The organism is Mesorhizobium shangrilense (assembly GCF_028826155.1).
GTDB classification, from domain to species: domain Bacteria; phylum Pseudomonadota; class Alphaproteobacteria; order Rhizobiales; family Rhizobiaceae; genus Arvimicrobium; species Arvimicrobium flavum.
The window spans coordinates 2,340,500-2,361,016 of record NZ_JAQGPN010000001.1 but is presented as its reverse complement, the minus strand read 5'-3'; the positions used below and the strand labels follow the sequence as shown (position 1 = coordinate 2,361,016).

Sequence of the window (20,517 nt, the reverse complement as noted above, 5' to 3'; positions counted from 1 at the left end):
GTCCGGCAGGCTTTGAAGAGAGGACCGCGGTGGAGCGTGCCGCGGAGGGACTGGCCGGATCTGGTGAAGTGGGGACAACGATGCGTGCTCTGGCCATCCTGTCGGTGTTGGGCTTTCTTGCCGGCTGCACGACTGCCGATATCATGGAGCCTATGTCGTCCTCGACGACGACGACGATCTCGACCAAGGTGGCCGTCGCCTATCCGCGCTTCGACGACAACGACCCGCACGATTGGCAAGCCCGCAAGCCGACACAATACGCGGTGCACGGCACCGATGTGTCGAAATACCAGCGCAGCGTGGACTGGCACACCGCCAGGGCCAGCGGCGTGTCCTTCGCCTTCGTCAAGGCGACCGAGGGCGGCGATCGCGTCGACGACTATTTCGCCGAACACTGGCGCGGCGCCAAGGCCGCCGGCGTGCCGCGCGGCGCCTACCATTTCTTCTATTTCTGCCGTCCCGCGCACCAGCAGGCGGCCTGGTTCATCCGCAACGTGCCGCGCGAGAAGGGCTCGTTGCCGCCCATCCTCGACATGGAGTGGAACCCGGATTCGCCGACCTGCAAGCTGCGTCCGCCCGCCTCCAAGGTGCGCAGCGAGATGAAGACGTTCCTCGAGATCGTCGAACGGCACTACGGCAAGAAGCCGATCATCTACACCTCGATCGACTTCTTCGAGGACAACAACCTGTCGACGTTCCTCGGCTATCCCTACTGGCTCCGTTCGGTCGCCAATCATCCGAATGACAGGTACGGCAGCCATCCCTTCACCTTTTGGCAGTACACAGGCACCGGCGTGATCCCCGGCATCAGGGGCAACGCTGACATCAACGTCTTCAACGGTAGCACCACGGCCTGGAACAAATGGCTGAGAGCCAACGCGCACTGAGGCTTTTGGCCTCACCCGCGCAGATGTGATCTTGAGTTGTACTTGGGCCACCTTCCCGCGCGGGCTCAATTTTGCCAAAAGGCCGCGCCAAGTAGCCCCGGTTGCCAAAGAAGGATCGATCTTGCCCAGTTTGCTGCGCGCTGCGCCCATTTCCCTGTTGCTCACCCTCACGCCTGTCCACGCGTTCGCGCAGGCCTGCGGCGGGGATTTCGCCCCCTGGAAGGACGCCATCAGGGTGGAGGCGAGCGCCGCCAGCGTCGGTCCTGCTGGCATGGCAGCCCTCGATGCCGCACAGATCGACGAGAAGGTGCTCAAGCGCGACCGCGCCCAGGGCGTCTTTACGCAGACCTTCATCGAGTTCTCGGGCCGCATGATCTCCGACTACCGTCTCAAGCAGGGACGGAACGTGCTCGCCAAATACGCCGACGTCTTCGCGCGCGCCGACCAGGAGTTCGGCGTCCAGGCCCCGGTCATTGCCGCATTCTGGGCGCTGGAGACCGATTTCGGCGCTGTCCAGGGCGATTTCAACACGCTCAACGCGCTGGTGACGCTGGCGCATGACTGCCGCCGCCCCGACCTTTTCCGTCCCCAGATCGTACCCTTGCTGACCCTGATCGACCAGGGCGTGCTTCCGGCCGACACCAAGGGCGCGTGGGCCGGCGAGATCGGCCAGACCCAGATCCTGCCCTCCGACTATCTGGCGCGCGGCGTCGATGGAGACGGCGACGGCAAGGTCGACCTGCGCGGCACCCCGGCCGACGTCATCATGACCACCGGCAAGAAGATCCTGTCGCGCGGCTGGAAGCGCGACCAGCCATGGATCCAGGAGGTCCGCGTCCCCGACGAGATGCCGTGGGAGGAAACCGGCCGCACCAACAAGCTGCCGCTGGCGCAGTGGGCGGCCTGGGGCGTCACCCGTCCAGACGGCAGCCCGCTCGTCGATAATGGGCTCAAGGCCGGCATCGTCCTGCCGATGGGCCGCAGGGGACCCGCTTTCCTCACCTACGACAACTACGACGTCTATCTCGAGTGGAACCAGTCGGCGACCTACACGCTGACCGCCGCGAACCTCGCCGCCCGCTTCGACGGAGCTCCCGCCTTCGACAAGCGCGCCCCGGAGAGCCCGCTGTCCTTCGACGAGATGAAGCTTCTCCAGCAGAAGCTGCAGGACAAGGGCTACGACGTAGGCAAAGTCGACGGCATCCTCGGCGTAAACACCCGCGAGGCGGTGCGCAGCGAGCAGAAGCGGCTCGGCCTAGCCATCGACGGCTGGCCGACGCAGGAACTGCTGGCTCAGGTGTAGGCGTAAGTAGGTAAGGGAATAGGGGAACAAGGGAGTAGGGGAAGAGGTCACGAGATCAGGCTTCCCTACTCCCCTACTCCCCTACTCCCCTACTCCCTTGTTCCCCTACTCCCCTAATCAGCCATCGTCTCCAGGCTCGCGAAACTTTCAGGCGGCGCGTCACCCTCCTCGAAGGGCGTCGTCACCTCGACGAACGTGTCCGGATAGAAGCCGTTGAAGCGCGTCCTCAGCGACAGCGAGTACGCGCCGATATGGCCGATCTCGATCCAGTCGCCGGTGTCGATCGTTTCGGGCAGCCAGAACGGGCGCGACAGGATATCGACGGAATCGCACGTCGCGCCGCACACCTTGAAGGGCACGATGGTCGCCTCGTTGCCGTTGCGCGAGCGGATCGCGGGGTCGGGGATGAAGCGCGCCGGCAGTGTGATCTTGCCGGTCCAGGAATCCGACAGCGACGCCCAGATGCCGTCGTTGATGTAGAGCCGCCTGCCCTTGCGCAGGAGCACCCTGACGATCAGCGAGAAGGCGCGCGCGACGATGACGCGTCCGGGCTCCGCCACCAGCGGCACCTGGTCGAAGCCATATTCGGCAATGTCTCCGCGCAGCCGCGACATGATCTGCCCGAGCGAGGGCATGTCCGGCTTGCGGCTTCTGGGGTCATGGCCGTATTCGGCCGGGAAGCCTCCGCCGACGTCGAGCCCGGCGATGTCGAAGCTCACCCGGTTGCGCACCCAGTCGGCCGAGGCCAGCGCCCTCTCGTAGGTGTCGGGGTCCTCGATCTGGCTGCCGACATGGAAGCAGAGCCCGACCTTGTAGCCGTTGCGGTTCAGGCGATCGGCGAGTTCCACGGCGTAAGCCGGCCCGGCGCCGAACTTTTTTGACAATTCGTACGCCGCCGAGCCCTTCGTCTGGATGCGTACGAAAATGGTGATCTGGCCCGGATCGATGTCCAGCGCCCTCACCACGCGGGTGAGCTTGGTGATCTCGTCCTCATGGTCGAGCGCAATCACGCGGATGCCGTACTTCTCCAGCGCCAGCCGGATGTCGGACTGCGCCTTGACCGGATGCATGTAGAGCATCTCGGCGTCGGGGGCGACGGCCCGAACCGCTTCGAACTCGCCGGGCGAGGCGACATCGAAGGCGGTCACGCCGGCCTCGACCAGCGTCTTCAGCACCATCGGCTCGCCGTTGGTCTTCACCGCATAGGCGGTCTTGCCGGGGAACATGTCCATGAACTGCCGGCAGTCCTGCTTGAGCACGGCAGGTCGGAAGCAATAGACCGGATCGTCCGGGCGAAGCTTGTGGGCGGCTGCCCGCGCATTCTCGAATCGCTGCATCGTCAACCCTCGGTCCCGGCTTTGCATAAACGAACATAGACAAAAGCGGAATGACATCGGCGGGCCTTGGTTGCCCTGCCGGCCTGAGCCATGGTCGAAAAATCTGCTACGGCAGGAATGCGAATCGGGTGGCCCTTTCCCTCGGCCCTTCGTATGGCTGGTGCCGTCGGCCGCCAGGAGATCCGCCATCGGCCACCCGGAGATCCCATGTCAGCCGTGACGAGCACAGCCGCCAGACCCATGTCGACCGCCGCCTGGGCGCAGCTCCTGCTGCTTGGCGCCATCTGGGGCGGCTCGTTCTTCTTCGCGCGCATCGCCATCGCCGAGATGCATCCGCTGGTACTCGTGCTCTTCCGGGTCGCAATCGCGGCGGCCGCCCTCCACATCTACCTGCGCGTGCGAGGCATTTCCTTCCGGCCCGCCCTGCCCTATGCGGCGGGCTTCTTCGGTCTCGCGCTGCTGAACAACGTCATTCCCTTCTCCCTCATCTTCGCGGGCCAGACCCAGCTCGGCGCGGGCATAGCGTCCGTGCTCAACGCGACCACGCCGTTCTGGACGATCGTGCTCGCCAACGCTCTGACCGCCGACGAGAAGATATCGTGGAACAAGGTCGCCGGGGTGGCGCTGGGTATAGCCGGCACCGCCGTGATGATCGGCCCGGACCTGTTCGCCGGATTCAGCGGCCCGATCTGGCCGAAGTTCGCGCTGATCGGCGCGTCGCTCTCCTATGCGCTCGCGCTGATGGTCGCGAAGCGCTTCCGCGGGCTCCAGCCGACCGTCATCACAGCGGCGCAGCTCACCTGCTCGACCATCGTCATGGCTCCCGTTGTGCTTTTGACGCATGGCCCGGCCGGTCTGTTCGCGGCGAGCGGCCATGTCTGGGCAGCCGTCCTGGCGCTGGCGCTTCTTTCGACCGCCTTCGCCTACATCCTCTTCTTCAACCTGGTAGCCACTGCCGGCGCGACCAACACGTCGCTCGTCACGCTTGTCGTGCCCGCCAGCGCGATCCTGCTCGGGGCGGTGTTTCTGGGCGAACGCATGGGTTTGGTCGAATTCGCCGGTATCGCGTTGATTGGATTGGGATTGTTGACGATCGACGGCCGTTTGTTCGGAAATAGATTGACCAGTTAATAAAATATTTCTGCTAAGCCCGACTGGACGGCAAATTGGTCAGAAAAAACCGCGCTGTAGCTGCCGCAATTCGGTCGCAATTTCCACAATCGTGTCGCATTGCAGCACAGTTTTGGCTTGCCTGTCGGTCAAACTCCCCTAGACTCTGCCCCAGTCACCATGAGGAGGCTATGTTTATGGGATTAGCGCGACCGATCAACGCTCTCATGATTTGTGCTGCGTTTGCCTTCATTGGCGCCCTGATACTGGGTGTGCTGCCCTGATCGCCTGGCGATAGCAGCACCGATCCTCGCAATGACGATGGGTTGAAGAAGGTCGGCAAAAGCCGGCCTTCTTCGTTTCTGGGAGGCCCTGCCCCCTTCTCCTGATTCGCAGCCCGACTGCTTTGTCAGTGAGCGGTGGCATCTGTTATCCGCCGCCCGATTTCGAAGTGGTCTTCGACCGTTCAGGCCGCAGCGGACGCCGCCGCATTCTCCTCGACCGGATGCGCCCTGATTCCGATCATGTGGCAGATCGCGAACACGAGGTCTGCCCGGTTCATCGTGTAGAAATGGAAGTCGCTGACGCCGCGCTCGACCAGATCGAGCACCTGCTCGGCCGCGACCGCGGACGCCACCAGCGCGTGGGTCTGCGGGTCCTGCGCCAGTCCTTCGAAGCGTTCGGCCAGCCACGCCGGCACGTGCGCCCCGCAGCGCGAGCAGAAGTTGGCCACCTGAGCGAAGTTGTGAACCGGCAGGATGCCCGGAACGATGGGGATGTAGAGTCCGGCCCGGCGTACGCGCTCCACGTAGCGCTCGTACATGTCGTTGTCGAAGAAGAACTGGGTGATCGCGCGCGTCGCCCCGTTGTCGACCTTGCGCTTCAGCATGTCGATGTCGGTGGCGAAATCCGGGCTTTCGGGATGCTTCTCCGGGTAGGCGGATACCGAGATGTCGAAGTCGCCGATCTCGCGCATGGCGCCGACCAGCTCCGCGCCGTTGGCGTAGCCTTCCGGGTGCGGCTGGTAGGCCGCACCGACGCCTTCGGCCGGGTCGCCGCGGAGCGCCACGAAGCGGCTCACGCCCATCTCCGCGAACTCGCGGATCACGGCATCAACCTCGGCCCGCGATGCGTCCACGCACGTCATGTGGGCGGCGGGCGTGAGCGACGTCTCGTTGAGGATGCGCTTTACGGTGCGCGCGGTACGCTCGCGCGTCGAGCCGCCTGCGCCGTAGGTGACAGACACGAAACGCGGCCGCAGCTGTTCCAGCCGGGTCACCGTGTCCCACAGGCGCTTCTCCATCTCGTCCGACTTCGGCGGAAAGAACTCGAACGAAACACGGATCTTGTCCCCGATATCAGGCCGGCGCGACAGACGGAACTGACTCATCACGCGATCTCCCTCTCAAACTCTGTCGTACTCGGATCGGCGACGAGCAGCCGCCGGTCCCGACCCATCCACAATTTCACCGTCAGCCCGCCCTGGCTGGCGTCCGGCGCGAATTCCTGCGTCTTCTCAAGCTCGATCCCCGCCTCGCCGAACCATTCGGCGATCTGCCTGTCGGAGAAGCCGAGGCGCTGGTGCGCATGCTCGTCGCGCAGCGCCTCCAGCGTGTGCGGAGCAAAGTCCACGATCAGCAGCCGCCCCGACGGCCGCAGCAGCCGTGCCGCCTCCCGGATCGCATGCGCGGGATCGTCGAGATAGTGCAGCACCTGGTGGATCGTCACGAGGTCGTAGGCGTCCCGCTCGACCGGCGGCGCATAGATGTCGCCGAGCCGCACCTGCGCATGGGCGATGCCGGCATGGTCCAGGTTGGCGCGCGCCACGGCCAGCATTTCGCGAGACATGTCGAGGCCGACGCCGCGCCTGTACAGCGGCGCAAACAGCTCCAGCAGCCTGCCGGTACCCGTGCCGAGGTCGAGCATCGCCTGGAACGGCCGGTCGCCGACCAGCTTAAGCATCGCCGCCTCCACCGCGCTTTCCGAGGCATGCAGCGAGCGGACATGGTCCCAGCCTGCCGCGTTCTCGCGGAAGTACTCCGAAGCCCTCTCCTGCCTTCGCCGCTTGACCGACGCGAGGCGCTCCATGTCGCGCTCCACCTGGGGATCGGAACTCCGCACGCGGCCGACAAGGCTGTGGATGAAGCCGCGCTCGTCCTCGGTGTCGGCCAGCCTGAAGAACGCCCAGGACCCTTCCTGGTAGCGGCCGATCAATCCGGCCTCGAGCAGGAGCTTGAGGTGCCGGGAGACGCGCGGCTGAGACTGGTTGAGGATTTCGGTCAGGTCGGAAACGGTGAGATCGCCGCGGGAGAGCAGCACGAGGATGCGCAGCCGGCTGGATTCGGCCGCCGCCTTCAATGTATCAACAAGTGTCGATAGTCCAACCTGAGACCGCTTCTGCATGGCCTGCTCCAGAGACATATAAAGATATCTTTATGCGATAATTGGCACCAAGGCAACGCAGGATGTCGCACAGAAAACAGAAAATGCCGCTCGGGCGGCGGGAGGCACCATGACCGAAGCCAGGGAAGGAGAGATCGCACTCCCCTTCGATCCGGCGACGACGGCAGAGGACGGGCGCGTCCACTTCATCGGGCGCGTGCGCTCGCCTTGGCTCTCACGTCAGGACTGCCCGAAGAACATGACGGCGGCGCGCGAACGCGATGCCCAGGCGACCATCGAGATCGACCCGGCGTTCCGCCCCGGTCTCGCCGGGCTCGAGCGCGCCAGCCACGTGATCGTGCTGTCGTGGTTCGATCGCGCCGCGCGGAATCTGATTATTCAGAAGCCACGCCATGCTTCTGAGGCGAAAGGCGTTTTCGCGCTGCGCTCGCCCGTCAGGCCGAACCCGATCGGGCTGCACGTTGCGCGTCTCGTCGCGCTGGACATGGAGGCGGGCCTGCTGACGCTCGACGCCATCGACCTGCTCGACGGCACGCCGGTGATCGACCTGAAACCCTATTTCGCGTCCACCGACGCCTTCCCCGACGCGGTGCGGACCTCCGAATGAAACCTGCCCCCACCGAGCGAAGGCGCGCCATCGACAAGGCGCTGACGCTGCTCATCCCCATGGCGCCCTTCATCGATGCGGAACAGATCCGGCAGGACGCGGGGTCGAAGCACATGAAGACGCTGCCGCCCTCCATCGCGGTCTGGCTGGCGACCGTCGCCCATGTCCGCCACCAGCACACCGAATACGACCGCCTTTTGGAGGAAGGCTACGACCGCGACGCCGCGCGCTTCTTCGTGCTGGAGCAGATCAACGACGTGCTCACCACTTGGCGCGCGACCCGGCTGCTCGACGCGGACGACGAGGACGCCTAACGCGCCTTGGAAATGCGCACGGCGTTTCCGACATTCAGCCCCTGTAGATCCACTGTTCGGGAACGCGGATGGAAATCTCCTCGCCGGCGACGATCCGGCCCGGCTTCTCCACCCACGCGACCAGCCCGCGCAACCGCTTGGCGGCCTTCGGGAAGAGCAGCGCGCCCGCCTCGACGTCCGCCATGCCCGCATGCTCGGCGACCGAGCGACCCGCGAGGCGGCAGGGGCCGTTCTGCGCGTCGACCTTCAGCGTCACCCCGCCCTTGAAGAACATCAGCGCGCCGGCAGGCAGCATGGAGAGGCGCGGTACGCCCTCGATCACGAGATTGGCGCCTATCCACTCCGGCTTGATCTCGGCAATTTCCATGCGCCGGGCGACTTGCGCCATCTCATCGGCAGCGATGATGGAGAGTTGCCGCTCGTTGCGCATCTCAGTGCCGCGCGGATACCAAGGCTCCCTCCCGCCAGACCTGCGCGTCTGCCCGGCGTGGAAATCCCCCTCGATGCCGTCAAAGCCGAGCGTCAGGGCGGCGGTCGCTGCGGACACGAAATCGTTCGATCGCGCCGCATAGAGTCCCGCGACGCGGGCCGCGATCTTGCGGGCCGGCACGATCTCCGTGTCTGTTCCGAGGAGGCTGAGCTGGTCGGCCATGGGGTTACCTTTCATTCGGGCCGCACCATGTCCAGCGCGCGTCTGCAGGTCCAGCCAAAGGTCTGATGAACCCATGCGCAGGGCTGAAGCGTCGGTCAGTGCTTCTTCAGGAGCGCTGCGCCGATCGAGTATCCCGCGCCGAACGCGCAGAAGAGCCCGTGGTCGCCGGCGGCCATGTCCTCGTGGTTTTCCTTGAGCGCGATCACCGCGCCGGCCGCGGCCGTGTTGCCGAGCCGCTCCAGCACCATCGGCGCGCGGTCGTGGTCGACCTCGTGCCCGAGCGCCATCTTCAGGATCATGGCGTTCATGCGCGCATTCGCCTGATGCAGCCAGAAGCGGCGCATTTCGGCGGTCTTGAGCCCCTTGCGGGCGAGGAAATCGACGACGAAGCGGTGGGCCGCGACGGTCACTTCCTTGAACACCTTGTTGCCGACCTGCTTGATCATGTTGCCTTCCATGCGCACGACGGAGGTGTCCTCCTGCCCGGCGCGCACCAGGAAGCCGAAATTGGTGCGGATGTTGTTGGAAAACTGGGTCCAGGTGTCGGTGCCCAGGACCTCGAATTTCCCCGGCCGGGTCTCGTCGTCGCCGATCGCCTCGACGACGAGCGAGGCGGAGGCGTCGCCGAAGATGAAATGCGTCTGCCGGTCGCGGAAGTTGAGGTGCCCCGTGATGATCTCGGGCGAGACGATCAGGATGCGCTTGTGGGCGCCTGCCCGCACCAGGTTGTAGGCGACGTGGAGCGCGGCGGCCGCAGACGAGCAGCCGAGGCTCATGTCGAAGGCCGAGCCGCCCGTGCCGAGCGCGTTCTGGATTTCGATCGCGAGCGCAGGATAGGGCCGCTGCTGATGCGAGGCCGAGCAGATGACCAGATCGATTTCCGAAGGCTCGATACCGGCGTCCGCGATCGCCTTCTGCGCCGAGGCGACACCGAACTCCGCCATCACGGAGAGCTCGTCGTCGGGCCTTTCGGGGATGCGTGGCGCCATACGGGCAGGATCGAGGATGCCGTCGCGTTCGAGCACGTGCCGCCGCTTCACGCCCGACGCATAGACGATGAATTCGGAATTCGACTTCTGCAGCGGCTCCTCGCCGGCGTCGCGCCGCCGCATGTTCTCGTCATCGACCCACGTGTTGAAGCTCTCCACCAACTCCTCGTTGGTAATGGAGGCGTCAGGGATCGCCACGCCTATGCCGCTGATGATGACGCGATGCATGTCCGTTCTTTTCCGCGCGGTGACATTCTGCCTGCGGAAAGCGCCGGTCGCTCAAACGCTGGTTTTTGTCACCTGCTCGTTTAGTCCGCCGCGGGAACCTTGGGAAGGGGCGCGCCCATCACGACATCTATCAGCACGAGCGATCGGGCGTTACCACACCCAGGTTGCCGGGCTTCAATCATCCGCCTGGCGCCGGACCCCGGCGTGTCGCGTCGTCTCCCTCGAAACGGCCTGTACCCCCGCGTTCCCCAGCACCGCACTGCGTCCGGCCTCGACCACAAGGTCGATCTGGTCGGGCTCGAGGCGCAGCCGGGTCGGCACCGCGTTGAGCTTCTTGCGTTCTTCCGGTGCAGCATCACGGAACGAGAGATGCTCGGTCACGATCTTCACGTCGCGACAGTTCCAGCCCGCCAGCGTTCCCCGATGGCGGCGTACCTCTTCCGCCGGCAGGCCGCAGCGGAAGCGGATCAGTTCGTCCCGCCATTGCTCCAGCGCGAGGTCGAGCGCGTCAAACCCGTTGCGAGTGGCTGCAGAGATCGCGGTGTCGGAAACCGCGCGCATGACGCTCGGCAGGCCGGGACCGGTCCGGTTCGCGCCCCAGGCGTAGTCCGTCGACAGGCCGGCATCGGCCACGATGAAGAGGAAGTTCCGGATCTTCACCGCCTCTGCGCGCGACAGCGGTCCGTATGGCGTGGTCGCCGACGCCCTTTCCAGCGCCAATCCCGTCACCCCGATATTGTCCGTGAGGCCGCCGTCGAGCAGTCGCACATGTTTCAGCGTCTCGCCGTTGCGGTAGGTCTCCAGCGCCCGCGCATAGGCCTGCAGCCGCAGCGGCGTCCTTGTGGACCCGAGCGCGTCGGTCAGCCATACCGGCCTCTCATAGGCGCAGTCTTTCTGCGGTGTATCGAGCCTCAGCGGCATGAAGGCGACCGGAAAGGCGGCGGAAGCGGCGACCGCGTCGGCAACCTTCAGCTGGTCGAGATCGCTGCACAGCGCGGCGAAGGTGTCGTAGGTGAAGAGGAACGGCGTGTTGTTGTAGATGTCGGAGGCGGTGATCCAGACGATCGGCCGGTCTCCGCCCTTCATCGCCTCGAAGGTGGCGCCTTCGAAAAGCCGCTCGTCCAGCCAGCGCGCCAGGCCGCTGCGGTCGTTCATTCCGCCGGAAAACGCCCGAGTCAATGCCGCCGGCGACAGCAGCGAGGTCGACATGTAGGCCTCGGGATTCTGCAGCAGGAAGCGCTCGCGGAAATCGCCATAGCCGTCCTTGCCCTTGTAGCCGAGATAGGCCGCGACCACTGAGCCGCCCGACGTGCCGGCAACGGTGCGCACGTCATCCACCAGGGTGCGCCGATAGGGTTTTTCGTCGATGACGATCTCGTCCAGTCCCTGGAGCACGCCATAGGCGAACGCCGACGCTCGCATGCCGCCGCCGGAGAATGCCAGCCCCACCAGCGTGGACCCGTCGTCGCCCGGATCGGGGATGAATTCCGGCGAACCCGCGAGCGCGCGTTCCACGGGGGTGTTGATCGGCCCGACGTCCCGCGCCGCGCAACCCGCGAGAACGGCGAGCCCAACCATGCCCGCGCAGATGTGCCGCCACAAATGCAAACCGAAAGTCCCTCGTGCACCTTCGGCCATGGCGCGCCATCGGGGCGGCGTCAGGGCCGATTCGGACCGTGGGCGGGATTGCGCAGCGCTGCAAGCCCGGTGTTGCAGCGTGTGCGCCAGATCGTGCCCTTACTATTGCGAGGGCAGCTCACGACGGGCCCATTGGCTGCGCGGAATCGGCTCGCCGACATGGAAGGCGAAGGAGACGACTTTCGTGGCGTCCTTGTCGACCGTGCAGCGAAAGCTCAGATTGAACCACTGTCCGCTGACGCGGAAGGCTGCTTCCGAAACGTCAAGCACGGTGCCGGGTCCCAATGGATAGGAAGGCAGGAGATCCGGAAAATAGGGGGGCGACGCGTTGCGCAACTGTTCGCGCAACTCCGTGACGCAGAGCTGCGTGCCCCGCACCTCGCGCGGCAAGCCGCCCATCGCAGTCGTGGCGATCCGAGCGGGGATTGTCGATTGCGAGAACAGCCTCTCGGCTTCCTGAAGCTTCGAACCACCTCTTGGCGCGGCAGGATTCGCCGGCCTCGGCATCGGCCTTTCGGCTTCTTTGGGCAGCGCAACGTCGATCTCTTCGTTGTCCGTGGGGGCTGGCAGTTGCGCCGCAGGATCCAGTTGCGGGTCATGCAAGACGTCCAGTGACGCCGAACCGTCGTCACCGCTCTCGTTCGCCGTTGCGCCAGCCGACTCGGATGCCGCCGTCTCGGCTTCCTCGGGCTGGGCCGCCTGTTCTTCTGCCTTGACCGGCGTCTCGGGTGTCTCCGCGGGTTTCTCGGAGGCTTCGACAGGCTGGTCGGGCGGTCCTTCCGCAAGCTCCGCTTCTTCGGGCTCGGGGACCGGAGGCCCCGAACCGTCCTGCGCGCTGTTGCCCTCCAGGGACTCGCGCGGACCTGCATCCCTTTCACCGAACTGGAAGACGGGTCTCAGGGACGGCAAGGGCTGCTGCTCGGCGCTGCTCGCCGGCGGCGGCGTTTGCGGCTCCGGCTCCGGCTCGGGCGGTTTCTCCGCCTCGGGTTCCGGCGCAGGCGGCGGTTCGGCCTTGGCTTCTTCCGGCGCTTCGGGCGGCGGCACCAGATCCACCGATATCGTCTCCTCCTGCTGCGGCTGCGGGAGCGATATCGGCAGTTCGAACAGCAGAAATGCGATGACCAGCAGATGCAGGACGAGAGAGGCAGGCAATGCCGCTCCGAGCCGCCGAGGCTGGTCTCTCATGTCATCCTTCATCGGACCCGATGTGGGACGAATCGTCGGCGGCATCAAGCGTTCACTTGCGACGCCCGCAGCCGGCACGGTTCAACCATGCCGCCCCCCATGCGTCCGGAGTTCGCATCCGGATCTCAAGGTATCCGGCCCCGGGGCAGCGATGCCGCCCCGGAAATGCCCAGCCTACCGCGTCAGACGCTTGTAGGTCATGCGGTGCGGGTTGATCGCATCCGGTCCGAGGCGACGGATCTTGTCCTTCTCGTAGTCCTCGAAGTTGCCTTCGAACCACTCGACATGACTGTCGCCCTCGAACGCCAGGATGTGCGTCGCCAGGCGATCGAGGAACATACGATCGTGGCTGATGATCACGGCGCAGCCGGCATAGCTCTCGAGGGCGTCTTCCAGCGCAGCCAGCGTCTCGGTGTCGAGGTCGTTGGTCGGCTCGTCGAGCAGCAGCACGTTGCCGCCGGTCTTCAGCATCTTTGCGAGGTGCACGCGGTTGCGCTGGCCGCCGGAGAGATTGCCGACCTTCTGCTGCTGGTCGCCGCCGCGGAAGTTGAAGGACGAGCAATAGGCGCGGGTGTTGGCCTCGAATTTTCCGAGTTTTACGACCTCTGCGCCGCCGGAGATCTCCTCCCACACGGTCTTGTTCGGGTCCAGCGCATCGCGGCTCTGGTCGACATAGCCGAGCTTGACCGTCTCGCCGATGCGGATCGAGCCGGCGTCGGGCTTCTCCTGGCCGGTGATCATCTTGAACAGCGTCGTCTTGCCGGCGCCGTTCGGGCCGATGACGCCCACGATGCCGCCGGGCGGCAGCTTGAACGACAGGTCCTCTATGAGGAGTTGGTCGCCAAAGCCCTTGTCGATGTCTTCGACCTCGATGACGACGTTGCCCAGGCGCTCGCCGTGCGGGATGACGATCTGGGTGTCGGTCGGACGCCGCTTGTCCGCCTGATCAAGCAGTTCCTCGAAGGCCTTGATGCGGGCCTTCGACTTGGTCTGGCGGGCCTTGGGGCTCGACGCGATCCACTCGCGCTCGCGCGAGATCGCCCGCTGGCGGGCGTCGTCCTCGCGACCCTCCTGCTTGAGGCGCTTGGCCTTGGCTTCGAGGTAGGCGGTGTAGTTCCCCTCGTAGGGAATGCCGCGGCCACGGTCGAGTTCGAGGATCCAGCCGGTGACGTTGTCGAGGAAGTAGCGGTCGTGGGTGATGAGCAGCACGGCGCCCTTGTAGGCGCGCAGATGCTTTTCAAGCCACGCGGTGGTCTCGGCGTCCAGATGGTTGGTCGGCTCGTCGAGAAGGAGAAGGTCCGGCTCGGACAGAAGCAGCTTGCACAGCGCCACGCGCCGGCGCTCGCCGCCCGAAAGCGTGGTCACGTCGGCGTCCTTCGGCGGGCAGGCCAGCGCTTCCATCGCCATCTCGACCTGCTGCTCGAGATCCCACAAGTTGAGACGATCCATCTCGTCCTGGAGCCTTGCCGACTCGTCTGCCGTCTCGTCGGAGTAGTTCATCATCAGCTCGTTGTAGCGCTCGATGATGGCGGTCTTCTTGCCCAGACCCTCCATGATGTTCTCGAACACGTTCTTCGTCGCGTCGAGTTGCGGCTCCTGCGCCAGATAGCCGACTGTGGCGCCCTCGGCGAGCCAGGCTTCGCCGGAGAATTCCTTGTCGATGCCGGCCATGATCTTCAGCACGGTCGACTTGCCGGCGCCGTTCGGCCCCAGGATGCCGATCTTTGCGTCCGGGTAGAAGGAAAGGTGAAGGTTTTCGAGCACCTTCTTGGTGCCGTAGGCCTTGTTCAGACCCGACATGTGATAGATGAACTGGCGTGCCACGCGCGCTATTCCTGTCTTCGATGAACGGAGAAATTGTCGGCTATTTAGGCGAGGCGGGCCGAAACGGCAATCGGGTTTGTGCGCGCAGGGGGCATCGCATGGGTTTCGACCATCAGTTCGGGCTCGTTTCGACGACGGGGGCTGAGCTCAATCTCTATGTACGAAAGACTGATCGTCCTGCGCGCGGCGTGGTGCAGATCAACCACGGGCTTGCCGAGCACGCCGCCCGCTACGCCCGCTTCGCGGACTACCTCGCCGGCCGCGGTTACCATTCCTACGCGCACGACCATCGCGGCCACGGCCACACGAAAGCACAGGACGCGCCGCTCGGGCGGTTTGCGGCAGCCAACGGCGACGCGCAGGTGGTTGCCGACATCGCCGCTGTCCACGACCGCATCGCCGAGGACCACCCCGGCCTGCCGGTGATCGTCTTCGGACATTCGATGGGTGGCCTCGTGGCGACAAGCTTCCTGATCCGGCATTCCGACCGCGCGCATGCCGCAGCGATCTGGAACGCCAATTTTTCCGCAGACGTCATGGGGCGCGTGGCGCAGGCGGTGCTGGCCTGGGAGAGATTCCGCCTGGGCTCCGACGTGCCCTCGCGCGTGCTCCCCCGGCTCACGTTCCAGGATTGGGGGCGTAAGGTGCCGGGCCACCGTACGCCATTCGACTGGCTGTCGCGCGATCCGGCCGAGGTGGAGAAATACATCGCCGATCCGCTGTGCGGCTGGGATGCTTCGGTATCGATGTGGCTGGATGTGTTTCGCTTCGTCTTCGCCGGCGCCGACGATCGCAACTTCTCCCGCATCCGCCGCGATCTCCCGATCAATCTCGTCGGTGGCGAACACGATCCCGGCAGCGACGGGGGCAAGGCGATCACAGCCTTCGCGAAACGGCTGGAGCGAATGGGCTTTTCGAATCTGGTTTCAAGGATTTACCCGCAAACCCGGCACGAATCCCTGAACGAGTTGAATCGGGACATCATCATGGCCGACTTCGCCGACTGGCTGGACAAGGTGTGCCGACCGGAAGCAACCGGATCCGAGCCTGGCCGGCTGTCCGGTAGCGCAGGGGCTTGACCGCGACCCGCTGCGGCGGTGACAGAGACAGGCGGTTTTGCTAGTCAACGGCCTCCATCAATCGGGACTGTTCCTTCCTATGTCTGAAGCGCCGCTCAAGGGCATCCGTGTCATCGAACTCGCGCGCATCCTCGCCGGTCCATGGGCCGGCCAGATGCTGGCCGATCTCGGAGCCGACGTCATCAAGGTGGAGAACCCCGATGGCGGCGACGACACGCGCAAATGGGGCCCGCCCTTCGCCATGAGCCATGACGGCGAGAACCTCTCGGCCGCCTACTATCATGCGTGCAACCGCGGCAAGCGCTCGATTGCAATCGATTTCTCCACGCCAGAGGGCGCAGAGACGGTGAAAAAGCTCGTCGCGACAGCCGACGTCCTGATCGAGAACTTCAAGCTTGGCGGCCTCAAGAAATACGGGCTCGACTACGAGAGCCTGCGCAAGATCAATCCCAGGCTCGTCTACTGCTCGATCACCGGGTTCGGACAGACGGGTCCCTACGCGCCGCGCGCCGGATACGACTTCATCATCCAGGGCATGGCCGGCATGATGTCCATCACCGGCGAGCCCGGTCGCGAGCCGCAGAAGGCGGGCGTCGCCATCGCCGACATCTTCACCGGCCTCTATTCCGTCATCGCCATCCAGGCCGCCCTGCGCCACGCCGAGACGACCGGACAGGGCCAGCACATCGACATGGCGCTGTTCGATTCCCAGATCTCGATCCTCGGCAACCAGAACCTCAATTACCTGGTCTCGGGCAATTCGCCCATCCAGATGGGCAACGCCCACATGAACATCGCACCCTATGAAGTGCTGCCGGTGAAGGACGGCCACATCATCCTTGCCGTGGGCAATGACGGGCAGTTCAAGAAGTTCTGCGCCATTGTTGGGCTGGACGACCTCACGACCCAGCCGGAATTTGCGACCAACCCGGCGCGGGTGACGAACAGGACCGCGCTGCGGGAGCGCATCGTCGAGGCGCTGAAGGACTGGCCCCGCGCCGCGCTGCTCGCCAGTCTCGAACAAACCGGCGTGCCGGCCAGCCCCATCAACACGATCGGCGAGATGTTCGCTGATCCGCAGGCCGTCGCGCGGGGCATGCGCATGGATCTCGACGACGGGCGCGGCAACATGCTGCCTTCGGTGCGTGCTCCGATGATCATGTCGGAAACGCCGCTCGCCTATGAGCGCCCCTCGCCGCGGCTCGGCGAGCACACGGCGGAAATCCTTGCCGAACTGGAGGAGAAGGCATGATGCGAAACGGCGGCAAGCTGATTGTCGAAGCGCTGGAGGCGAATGGCGTCGAGCGCATCTTCTGCGTCCCGGGCGAAAGCTACCTTGCCGTGCTCGACGCGCTGCACGACTCAGCAATCAAGACGATCGTCTGCCGCCAGGAAGGCGGCGCCGCGATGATGGCCGACTGCGAGGGGCGGCTCACCGGCCGCCCCGGCATCTGCTTCGTCACCCGCGGCCCCGGCGCCACCAATGCGTCCGCCGGCGTCCACATCGCCATGCAGGACTCCTCGCCGATGATCCTCTTCATTGGCCAGATCGGCGGCCATGCGCGGGAGCGCGAGGCGTTCCAGGAGGTGAACTACAAGCGCTTCTACGGCGACATCGCGAAGTGGGTGGTCGAGATCGACCGCGCCGAGCGCGTCCCCGAACTGGTCGGCCGCGCCTTCTCGGTAGCCACGTCTGGAAGGCCCGGACCCGTGGTCGTGTCGCTGCCGGAAGACATGCTGATGTCCGAGGCCGATGCTCCCGCCGCCCTGCCCTTCACGCCAGTCGAGACGCGGCCCGGCGAAGAGGAGATGCAAGCGCTCGAAGCATTGCTCGCCAAGGCCGAGCGGCCTTTCGTCATCCTCGGCGGCTCGCGCTGGGACCAAGACGCCGTCGCAACGTTCCAGCGTTCGGCGGAAAGCTGGGCGCTGCCGGTCGGCTGCTCCTTCAGGCGGCAGATGCTTTTCGACCACCTTCACCCCTGCTACGCGGGCGACGTCGGCATCGGCCCCAATCCCAAGCTCGCGGCGGCGATCAAGGACGCCGACCTCGTGCTGCTGATCGGCGGTCGTTTCGGCGAGATGCCGTCGTCGGACTACACGCTGCTGAAGAGCCCGTATCCAGACCAGAAGCTGGTGCATATCCACGCGGACGCCAACGAACTTGGTCGCGTCTATCGGCCGACGCTCGCCATCAACGCGACGCCCGCTGCCTTTGCGGCCGCCTTTGCCGGGCGCGCGCCCAAGGCACCTCCGGCCTGGCAGGATCGCACCGCCGAGCTCCACGCGAGCTATCTTGCCTGGTCGACACCGCCGGAGAATGGACCCGGCGACGTACAGATGGGACCGATCATGACCTGGCTCAACGAGGCGTTGCCCGATGAAGCGATCATCGCCAACGGCGCCGGCAACTACGCCACCTGGATCCATCGTTTCCGCCGCTTCCGCCGTTTTGCCACGCAAGCCGCTCCGACCTCCGGCTCGATGGGCTACGGCACGCCCGCCGCCGTCGCAGCCAAGGCCATCTACCCCGAGCGCACGGTCGTCGCCTTCGCCGGCGACGGCTGCTTCCAGATGAACGGCCAGGAATTCGGAACGGCGATCCAGTACGGCCTGCCGATCATCGTGATCGTGGTCAACAACGGCATCTACGGCACGATCCGCATGCATCAGGAACGCGAGTTCCCCGGGCGCGTCAGCGGCACGGACCTGGTCAATCCCGACTTCGCGGCCTGGGCGCGCGCCTATGGCGGGCACGGGGAGACAGTGGAGAAGACGGCCGACTTCGCCCCCGCCTTCGAACGCGCCAGGGCATCGGGCAAGCCGGCCATCATCGAGATCAAGCTGGACCCGGAGGCGATCACGCCCGCCAGGACGCTGACGGACATCCGGGAGAAGCGCTAAGCGCTTCTCCCCAAGCATCCGCGCGTATCCGCATGAGGAAAATTTCTCCTCTATCTTGAAATGCCACCTCTCATGTAACAATTATAGTTACATGAAGCGTGACAATCGCCTTTCCGCCATTCTCCATGCCGTCCTGCACATCGCCGAGAGCGATGGTCCGATGACGTCGGAGGCGCTCGCCTCCTGCATGCACACGAACCCCGTCGTGGTCCGGCGCACGATGGCGGGCCTGAGAGAGGCCGGCATCGTTGCGGCCGCGAAAGGCCATCACGGCGGCTGGTCGCTGACGAGGCAGTTGTCCGAGATTTCCCTGTTCGACATCTATGCCGCGCTCGGCCGCCCCGATCTCTTCGGCTTCGGCGGTGGCCTCGCGCCACAATCCGTCTGCCTGCTCGAACAGGCCGTCGACACGGCCCTTGAGGCGGAGCGCCGGGACGCAGAGGCCCGGCTACTCGAACGGATGCGGGCCATCAAGCTCTCCGACCTTGCCGCGGACTTCGAGAAGCGACTTGCAGGACGAAAGGACAACTGATCCATGGATTTTGATGCTATCGTCATCGGCGGCAGCTTCGCCGGTCTTTCGGCGGCGACACAACTCGCCCGCGCCCGGCGCAAAGTGCTGGTCGTCGATTCAGGAATGCCGCGGAACCGGTTCGCGTCGGCCTCCCATGGCTTCCTTGCGCAGGACGGTGAACCTCCCCGGCAGATTCTCCTGAAGGCGCGGCATCAGCTCGCCGCTTATCCGACCGTGTCCTTCCTCGACGACAAGGCGACAACCGCCAGACGGCATGATGGCGGATTTTCGGTTGCGATTGAGAACACTCGCGAAACGACGGCGAAGCGATTGATCCTCGCGACGGGCGTGGTTGATCACCTGCCGGCCGTGCCGGGGCTTCAGGAACGTTGGGGCCGCACGGTCTTTCACTGCCCCTATTGCCACGGCTACGAACTGGGCGCGGGTCCGATCGCCGTGCTCGCCGTCGGAGCCATCTCCATGCACCACGCGACGATGCTGCCGGATTGGGCGCCCACGACGCTGTTCACGAACGAAGCGTTCGATCCGGACCCCGAGCAAAGGGCGGTTCTGCAGAGGCGTGGGGTGGCGCTGGAAGCGGCGCCGGTGGCAGGGGTGAGCGACTCCGAGGGCGGCGGTATCGTGGTGCGATTGCGCGATGGTCGCCAGCAGTCCTTTGCGGGGCTGTTCGTCGCCTCGCGGACAGAGGCGGCAGCGCCCATTGCCGCCGAATTGGGATGCGCCTTCGAGGAAGGGCCGCTGGGCGCGGTGGTCAAGACCGACATGACCAAGGCGACGAGCATAGACGGCGTTTTCGCATGCGGCGACGCGGCCCGCGCAGCCGGCAACGTACCGTTTGCGGTCGCCGACGGCGCCATGGCGGGCGTGGCCGCGCACCGCTCGCTCATGGTCGATGCGCATTAGGCGCCCTGCCCCCTTCCGACGGACGCAGGCAACCCACTCCGCCTCGGTCCTCCAACGACCCAGGAACAGGACATGCCACGATGCAGGAGGGACGGTGGCACGTCCCTTTCAAGGTCCAGACCGATCTTGATTGCACGTTGTCAGCGGTAGACATCGCGCCGATTGCCGATGTCGAGCACAAGGACGACCAGACGGTCGTCCTGCAGGTGGCAGATGATGCGATAGTCACCCACCCTATATCGCCAGTACTCCCGCAGCTTCCCCTTCAGGGAATGTCCGAATGAACGCGGGTCCTGGGCGCGAACTACGCGCTTATCGAGGAAGTTGAGGATCCGCAGACTTGTCTGGCGATCAAGCTTCTTCAGGATTCGTTTGGCGGCTTCGCTGTATTCAACCGTCCAGGCCAAGCTCGCGCCTCACTTCATCCGAAGTGTAGGTCCGCTCGCCGCCTGAACGGATACGTTCCATGGCCGCATCAGCGAGATCGATGTCTTCGATGTCCTGCAGCCCCCGCTCTATCGCTTCGCGCAGATAGTCCGTCGTTGTCCGGCCCGTCCTCTCCGACAGGGCCATCAGCTTCTGCTCGAGGGCCGGCTCGAGTTCCAAGGATATCGGCATGCTT

20 protein-coding genes are annotated in these 20,517 nt (G+C 65.2%); 10 read left to right on the top strand and 10 right to left on the bottom strand.

The features are described 5' to 3' along the window. Window positions 1-80 precede the first annotated feature (80 nt). Window positions 81-887, top strand: coding sequence for a glycoside hydrolase family 25 protein (locus tag PD284_RS11435; protein WP_274628323.1), 807 nt, complete (start codon window positions 81-83; stop codon window positions 885-887). A gap of 121 nt (window positions 888-1,008) precedes the next feature. Next, window positions 1,009-2,190, top strand: a complete 1,182-nt coding sequence (locus PD284_RS11430) for a lytic murein transglycosylase (RefSeq protein WP_274628322.1) — start codon at window positions 1,009-1,011, stop codon at window positions 2,188-2,190. A 113-nt stretch (window positions 2,191-2,303) separates the two neighbouring features. Here the strand turns inward: PD284_RS11430 and PD284_RS11425 are convergent, their stop codons facing one another. Beyond that, window positions 2,304-3,527: an alanine racemase gene (locus PD284_RS11425; protein WP_274628321.1), complete on the bottom strand. Its 1,224-nt coding sequence runs from the start codon at window positions 3,525-3,527 to the stop codon at window positions 2,304-2,306. Window positions 3,528-3,734: 207 nt separating this feature from the next. Here PD284_RS11425 and PD284_RS11420 point away from each other — a divergent pair, with 207 nt between their 5' ends. Next, complete coding sequence (locus PD284_RS11420) at window positions 3,735-4,658, top strand: DMT family transporter (RefSeq protein WP_274628320.1); 924 nt, start codon at window positions 3,735-3,737, stop codon at window positions 4,656-4,658. A 445-nt stretch (window positions 4,659-5,103) separates the two neighbouring features. On the opposite strand, the gene metF is transcribed toward PD284_RS11420, so the two are convergent. Both metF and PD284_RS11410 read right to left on the bottom strand, forming a co-directional pair. Next, window positions 5,104-6,027 carry a methylenetetrahydrofolate reductase [NAD(P)H] gene (gene metF / locus PD284_RS11415; protein ID WP_274628319.1) on the bottom strand — a complete coding sequence of 308 codons (924 nt, stop codon included), beginning with the start codon at window positions 6,025-6,027 and terminating at the stop codon, window positions 5,104-5,106. Further along, the gene (locus tag PD284_RS11410; protein WP_274628318.1) at window positions 6,027-7,040 is read right to left on the bottom strand and encodes an ArsR/SmtB family transcription factor; all 1,014 of its coding nucleotides are present in this window, start codon (window positions 7,038-7,040) and stop codon (window positions 6,027-6,029) included. The genes metF and PD284_RS11410 overlap by 1 nt, the downstream gene beginning before the upstream one ends. A gap of 109 nt (window positions 7,041-7,149) precedes the next feature. Here PD284_RS11410 and tsaA point away from each other — a divergent pair, with 109 nt between their 5' ends. Together tsaA and PD284_RS11400 are read left to right on the top strand one after the other, a co-directional pair. After that, window positions 7,150-7,647, top strand: a complete 498-nt coding sequence (gene tsaA, locus PD284_RS11405; RefSeq protein ID WP_274628317.1) for a tRNA (N6-threonylcarbamoyladenosine(37)-N6)-methyltransferase TrmO — start codon at window positions 7,150-7,152, stop codon at window positions 7,645-7,647. After that, on the top strand, window positions 7,644-7,961 hold the full coding sequence (locus PD284_RS11400) for a DUF2293 domain-containing protein (RefSeq protein ID WP_274628316.1): 318 nt from the start codon (window positions 7,644-7,646) through the stop codon (window positions 7,959-7,961). Before tsaA ends, PD284_RS11400 begins: the two co-directional genes overlap by 4 nt. 34 nt (window positions 7,962-7,995) lie before the next feature. On the opposite strand, the gene PD284_RS11395 is transcribed toward PD284_RS11400, so the two are convergent. From PD284_RS11395 to ettA, 5 genes are all read right to left on the bottom strand, one after another. Continuing rightward, complete coding sequence (locus PD284_RS11395) at window positions 7,996-8,628, bottom strand: MOSC domain-containing protein (protein ID WP_274628315.1); 633 nt, start codon at window positions 8,626-8,628, stop codon at window positions 7,996-7,998. An 80-nt stretch (window positions 8,629-8,708) separates the two neighbouring features. Then, window positions 8,709-9,830, bottom strand: a complete 1,122-nt coding sequence (locus PD284_RS11390; RefSeq protein WP_274628314.1) for a beta-ketoacyl-ACP synthase III — start codon at window positions 9,828-9,830, stop codon at window positions 8,709-8,711. A gap of 174 nt (window positions 9,831-10,004) precedes the next feature. Further along, the gene (locus PD284_RS11385; RefSeq protein ID WP_411956265.1) at window positions 10,005-11,432 is read right to left on the bottom strand and encodes a patatin-like phospholipase family protein; all 1,428 of its coding nucleotides are present in this window, start codon (window positions 11,430-11,432) and stop codon (window positions 10,005-10,007) included. A gap of 138 nt (window positions 11,433-11,570) precedes the next feature. Then, entirely contained in the window at window positions 11,571-12,653 is a 1,083-nt protein-coding gene (locus PD284_RS11380; RefSeq protein WP_274628312.1) for a DUF930 domain-containing protein, read from the bottom strand. 174 nt (window positions 12,654-12,827) lie between these two features. Beyond that, window positions 12,828-14,477, bottom strand: coding sequence for an energy-dependent translational throttle protein EttA (gene ettA / locus PD284_RS11375; protein WP_274628311.1), 1,650 nt, complete (start codon window positions 14,475-14,477; stop codon window positions 12,828-12,830). 98 nt (window positions 14,478-14,575) lie between these two features. On the opposite strand from ettA, the gene PD284_RS11370 reads away from it, so the two are divergent. The 5 genes from PD284_RS11370 to PD284_RS11350 all read left to right on the top strand — a co-directional run bounded on the left by PD284_RS11370 (window position 14,576) and on the right by PD284_RS11350 (window position 19,895). Continuing rightward, a complete protein-coding gene (locus PD284_RS11370) occupies window positions 14,576-15,556 on the top strand; it encodes an alpha/beta fold hydrolase (protein WP_274628310.1) in 981 nt (326 codons plus the stop codon). A 79-nt stretch (window positions 15,557-15,635) separates the two neighbouring features. After that, complete coding sequence (locus PD284_RS11365; RefSeq protein WP_274628309.1) at window positions 15,636-16,808, top strand: CaiB/BaiF CoA transferase family protein; 1,173 nt, start codon at window positions 15,636-15,638, stop codon at window positions 16,806-16,808. Continuing rightward, window positions 16,808-18,457: a thiamine pyrophosphate-binding protein gene (locus PD284_RS11360; protein WP_274630607.1), complete on the top strand. Its 1,650-nt coding sequence runs from the start codon at window positions 16,808-16,810 to the stop codon at window positions 18,455-18,457. Before PD284_RS11365 ends, PD284_RS11360 begins: the two co-directional genes overlap by 1 nt. Before the next feature lie 91 nt (window positions 18,458-18,548). Continuing rightward, window positions 18,549-18,989 carry an Rrf2 family transcriptional regulator gene (locus tag PD284_RS11355; protein ID WP_274628308.1) on the top strand — a complete coding sequence of 147 codons (441 nt, stop codon included), beginning with the start codon at window positions 18,549-18,551 and terminating at the stop codon, window positions 18,987-18,989. Window positions 18,990-18,992: 3 nt separating this feature from the next. After that, on the top strand, window positions 18,993-19,895 hold the full coding sequence (locus PD284_RS11350; protein ID WP_274628307.1) for an NAD(P)/FAD-dependent oxidoreductase: 903 nt from the start codon (window positions 18,993-18,995) through the stop codon (window positions 19,893-19,895). Between the two features lie 140 nt (window positions 19,896-20,035). Here the strand turns inward: PD284_RS11350 and PD284_RS11345 are convergent, their stop codons facing one another. Beyond that, a complete protein-coding gene (locus PD284_RS11345; RefSeq protein ID WP_274628306.1) occupies window positions 20,036-20,302 on the bottom strand; it encodes a type II toxin-antitoxin system RelE family toxin in 267 nt (88 codons plus the stop codon). Continuing rightward, complete coding sequence (gene relB, locus PD284_RS11340; RefSeq protein WP_274628305.1) at window positions 20,286-20,513, bottom strand: type II toxin-antitoxin system RelB family antitoxin; 228 nt, start codon at window positions 20,511-20,513, stop codon at window positions 20,286-20,288. Before relB ends, PD284_RS11345 begins: the two co-directional genes overlap by 17 nt. Window positions 20,514-20,517: the final 4 nt, after the last annotated feature.

What these genes read in the sequence shown, in the direction of transcription:
- PD284_RS11435 (WP_274628323.1), top strand. Translation starts at nt 81, where the DNA reads ATGCGTGCTCTGGCCATCCTGTCGGTGTTGGGCTTTCTTGCCGGCTGC.
- PD284_RS11425 (WP_274628321.1), bottom strand. Translation starts at nt 3,527, where the DNA reads ATGCAGCGATTCGAGAATGCGCGGGCAGCCGCCCACAAGCTTCGCCCG.
- PD284_RS11420 (WP_274628320.1), top strand. Translation starts at nt 3,735, where the DNA reads ATGTCAGCCGTGACGAGCACAGCCGCCAGACCCATGTCGACCGCCGCC.
- metF (WP_274628319.1), bottom strand. Translation starts at nt 6,027, where the DNA reads ATGAGTCAGTTCCGTCTGTCGCGCCGGCCTGATATCGGGGACAAGATC.
- PD284_RS11410 (WP_274628318.1), bottom strand. Translation starts at nt 7,040, where the DNA reads ATGCAGAAGCGGTCTCAGGTTGGACTATCGACACTTGTTGATACATTG.
- tsaA (WP_274628317.1), top strand. Translation starts at nt 7,150, where the DNA reads ATGACCGAAGCCAGGGAAGGAGAGATCGCACTCCCCTTCGATCCGGCG.
- PD284_RS11400 (WP_274628316.1), top strand. Translation starts at nt 7,644, where the DNA reads ATGAAACCTGCCCCCACCGAGCGAAGGCGCGCCATCGACAAGGCGCTG.
- PD284_RS11395 (WP_274628315.1), bottom strand. Translation starts at nt 8,628, where the DNA reads ATGAAAGGTAACCCCATGGCCGACCAGCTCAGCCTCCTCGGAACAGAC.
- PD284_RS11390 (WP_274628314.1), bottom strand. Translation starts at nt 9,830, where the DNA reads ATGCATCGCGTCATCATCAGCGGCATAGGCGTGGCGATCCCTGACGCC.
- PD284_RS11380 (WP_274628312.1), bottom strand. Translation starts at nt 12,653, where the DNA reads ATGAGAGACCAGCCTCGGCGGCTCGGAGCGGCATTGCCTGCCTCTCTC.
- PD284_RS11370 (WP_274628310.1), top strand. Translation starts at nt 14,576, where the DNA reads ATGGGTTTCGACCATCAGTTCGGGCTCGTTTCGACGACGGGGGCTGAG.
- PD284_RS11365 (WP_274628309.1), top strand. Translation starts at nt 15,636, where the DNA reads ATGTCTGAAGCGCCGCTCAAGGGCATCCGTGTCATCGAACTCGCGCGC.
- PD284_RS11360 (WP_274630607.1), top strand. Translation starts at nt 16,808, where the DNA reads ATGCGAAACGGCGGCAAGCTGATTGTCGAAGCGCTGGAGGCGAATGGC.
- PD284_RS11355 (WP_274628308.1), top strand. Translation starts at nt 18,549, where the DNA reads ATGAAGCGTGACAATCGCCTTTCCGCCATTCTCCATGCCGTCCTGCAC.
- PD284_RS11350 (WP_274628307.1), top strand. Translation starts at nt 18,993, where the DNA reads ATGGATTTTGATGCTATCGTCATCGGCGGCAGCTTCGCCGGTCTTTCG.
- relB (WP_274628305.1), bottom strand. Translation starts at nt 20,513, where the DNA reads ATGCCGATATCCTTGGAACTCGAGCCGGCCCTCGAGCAGAAGCTGATG.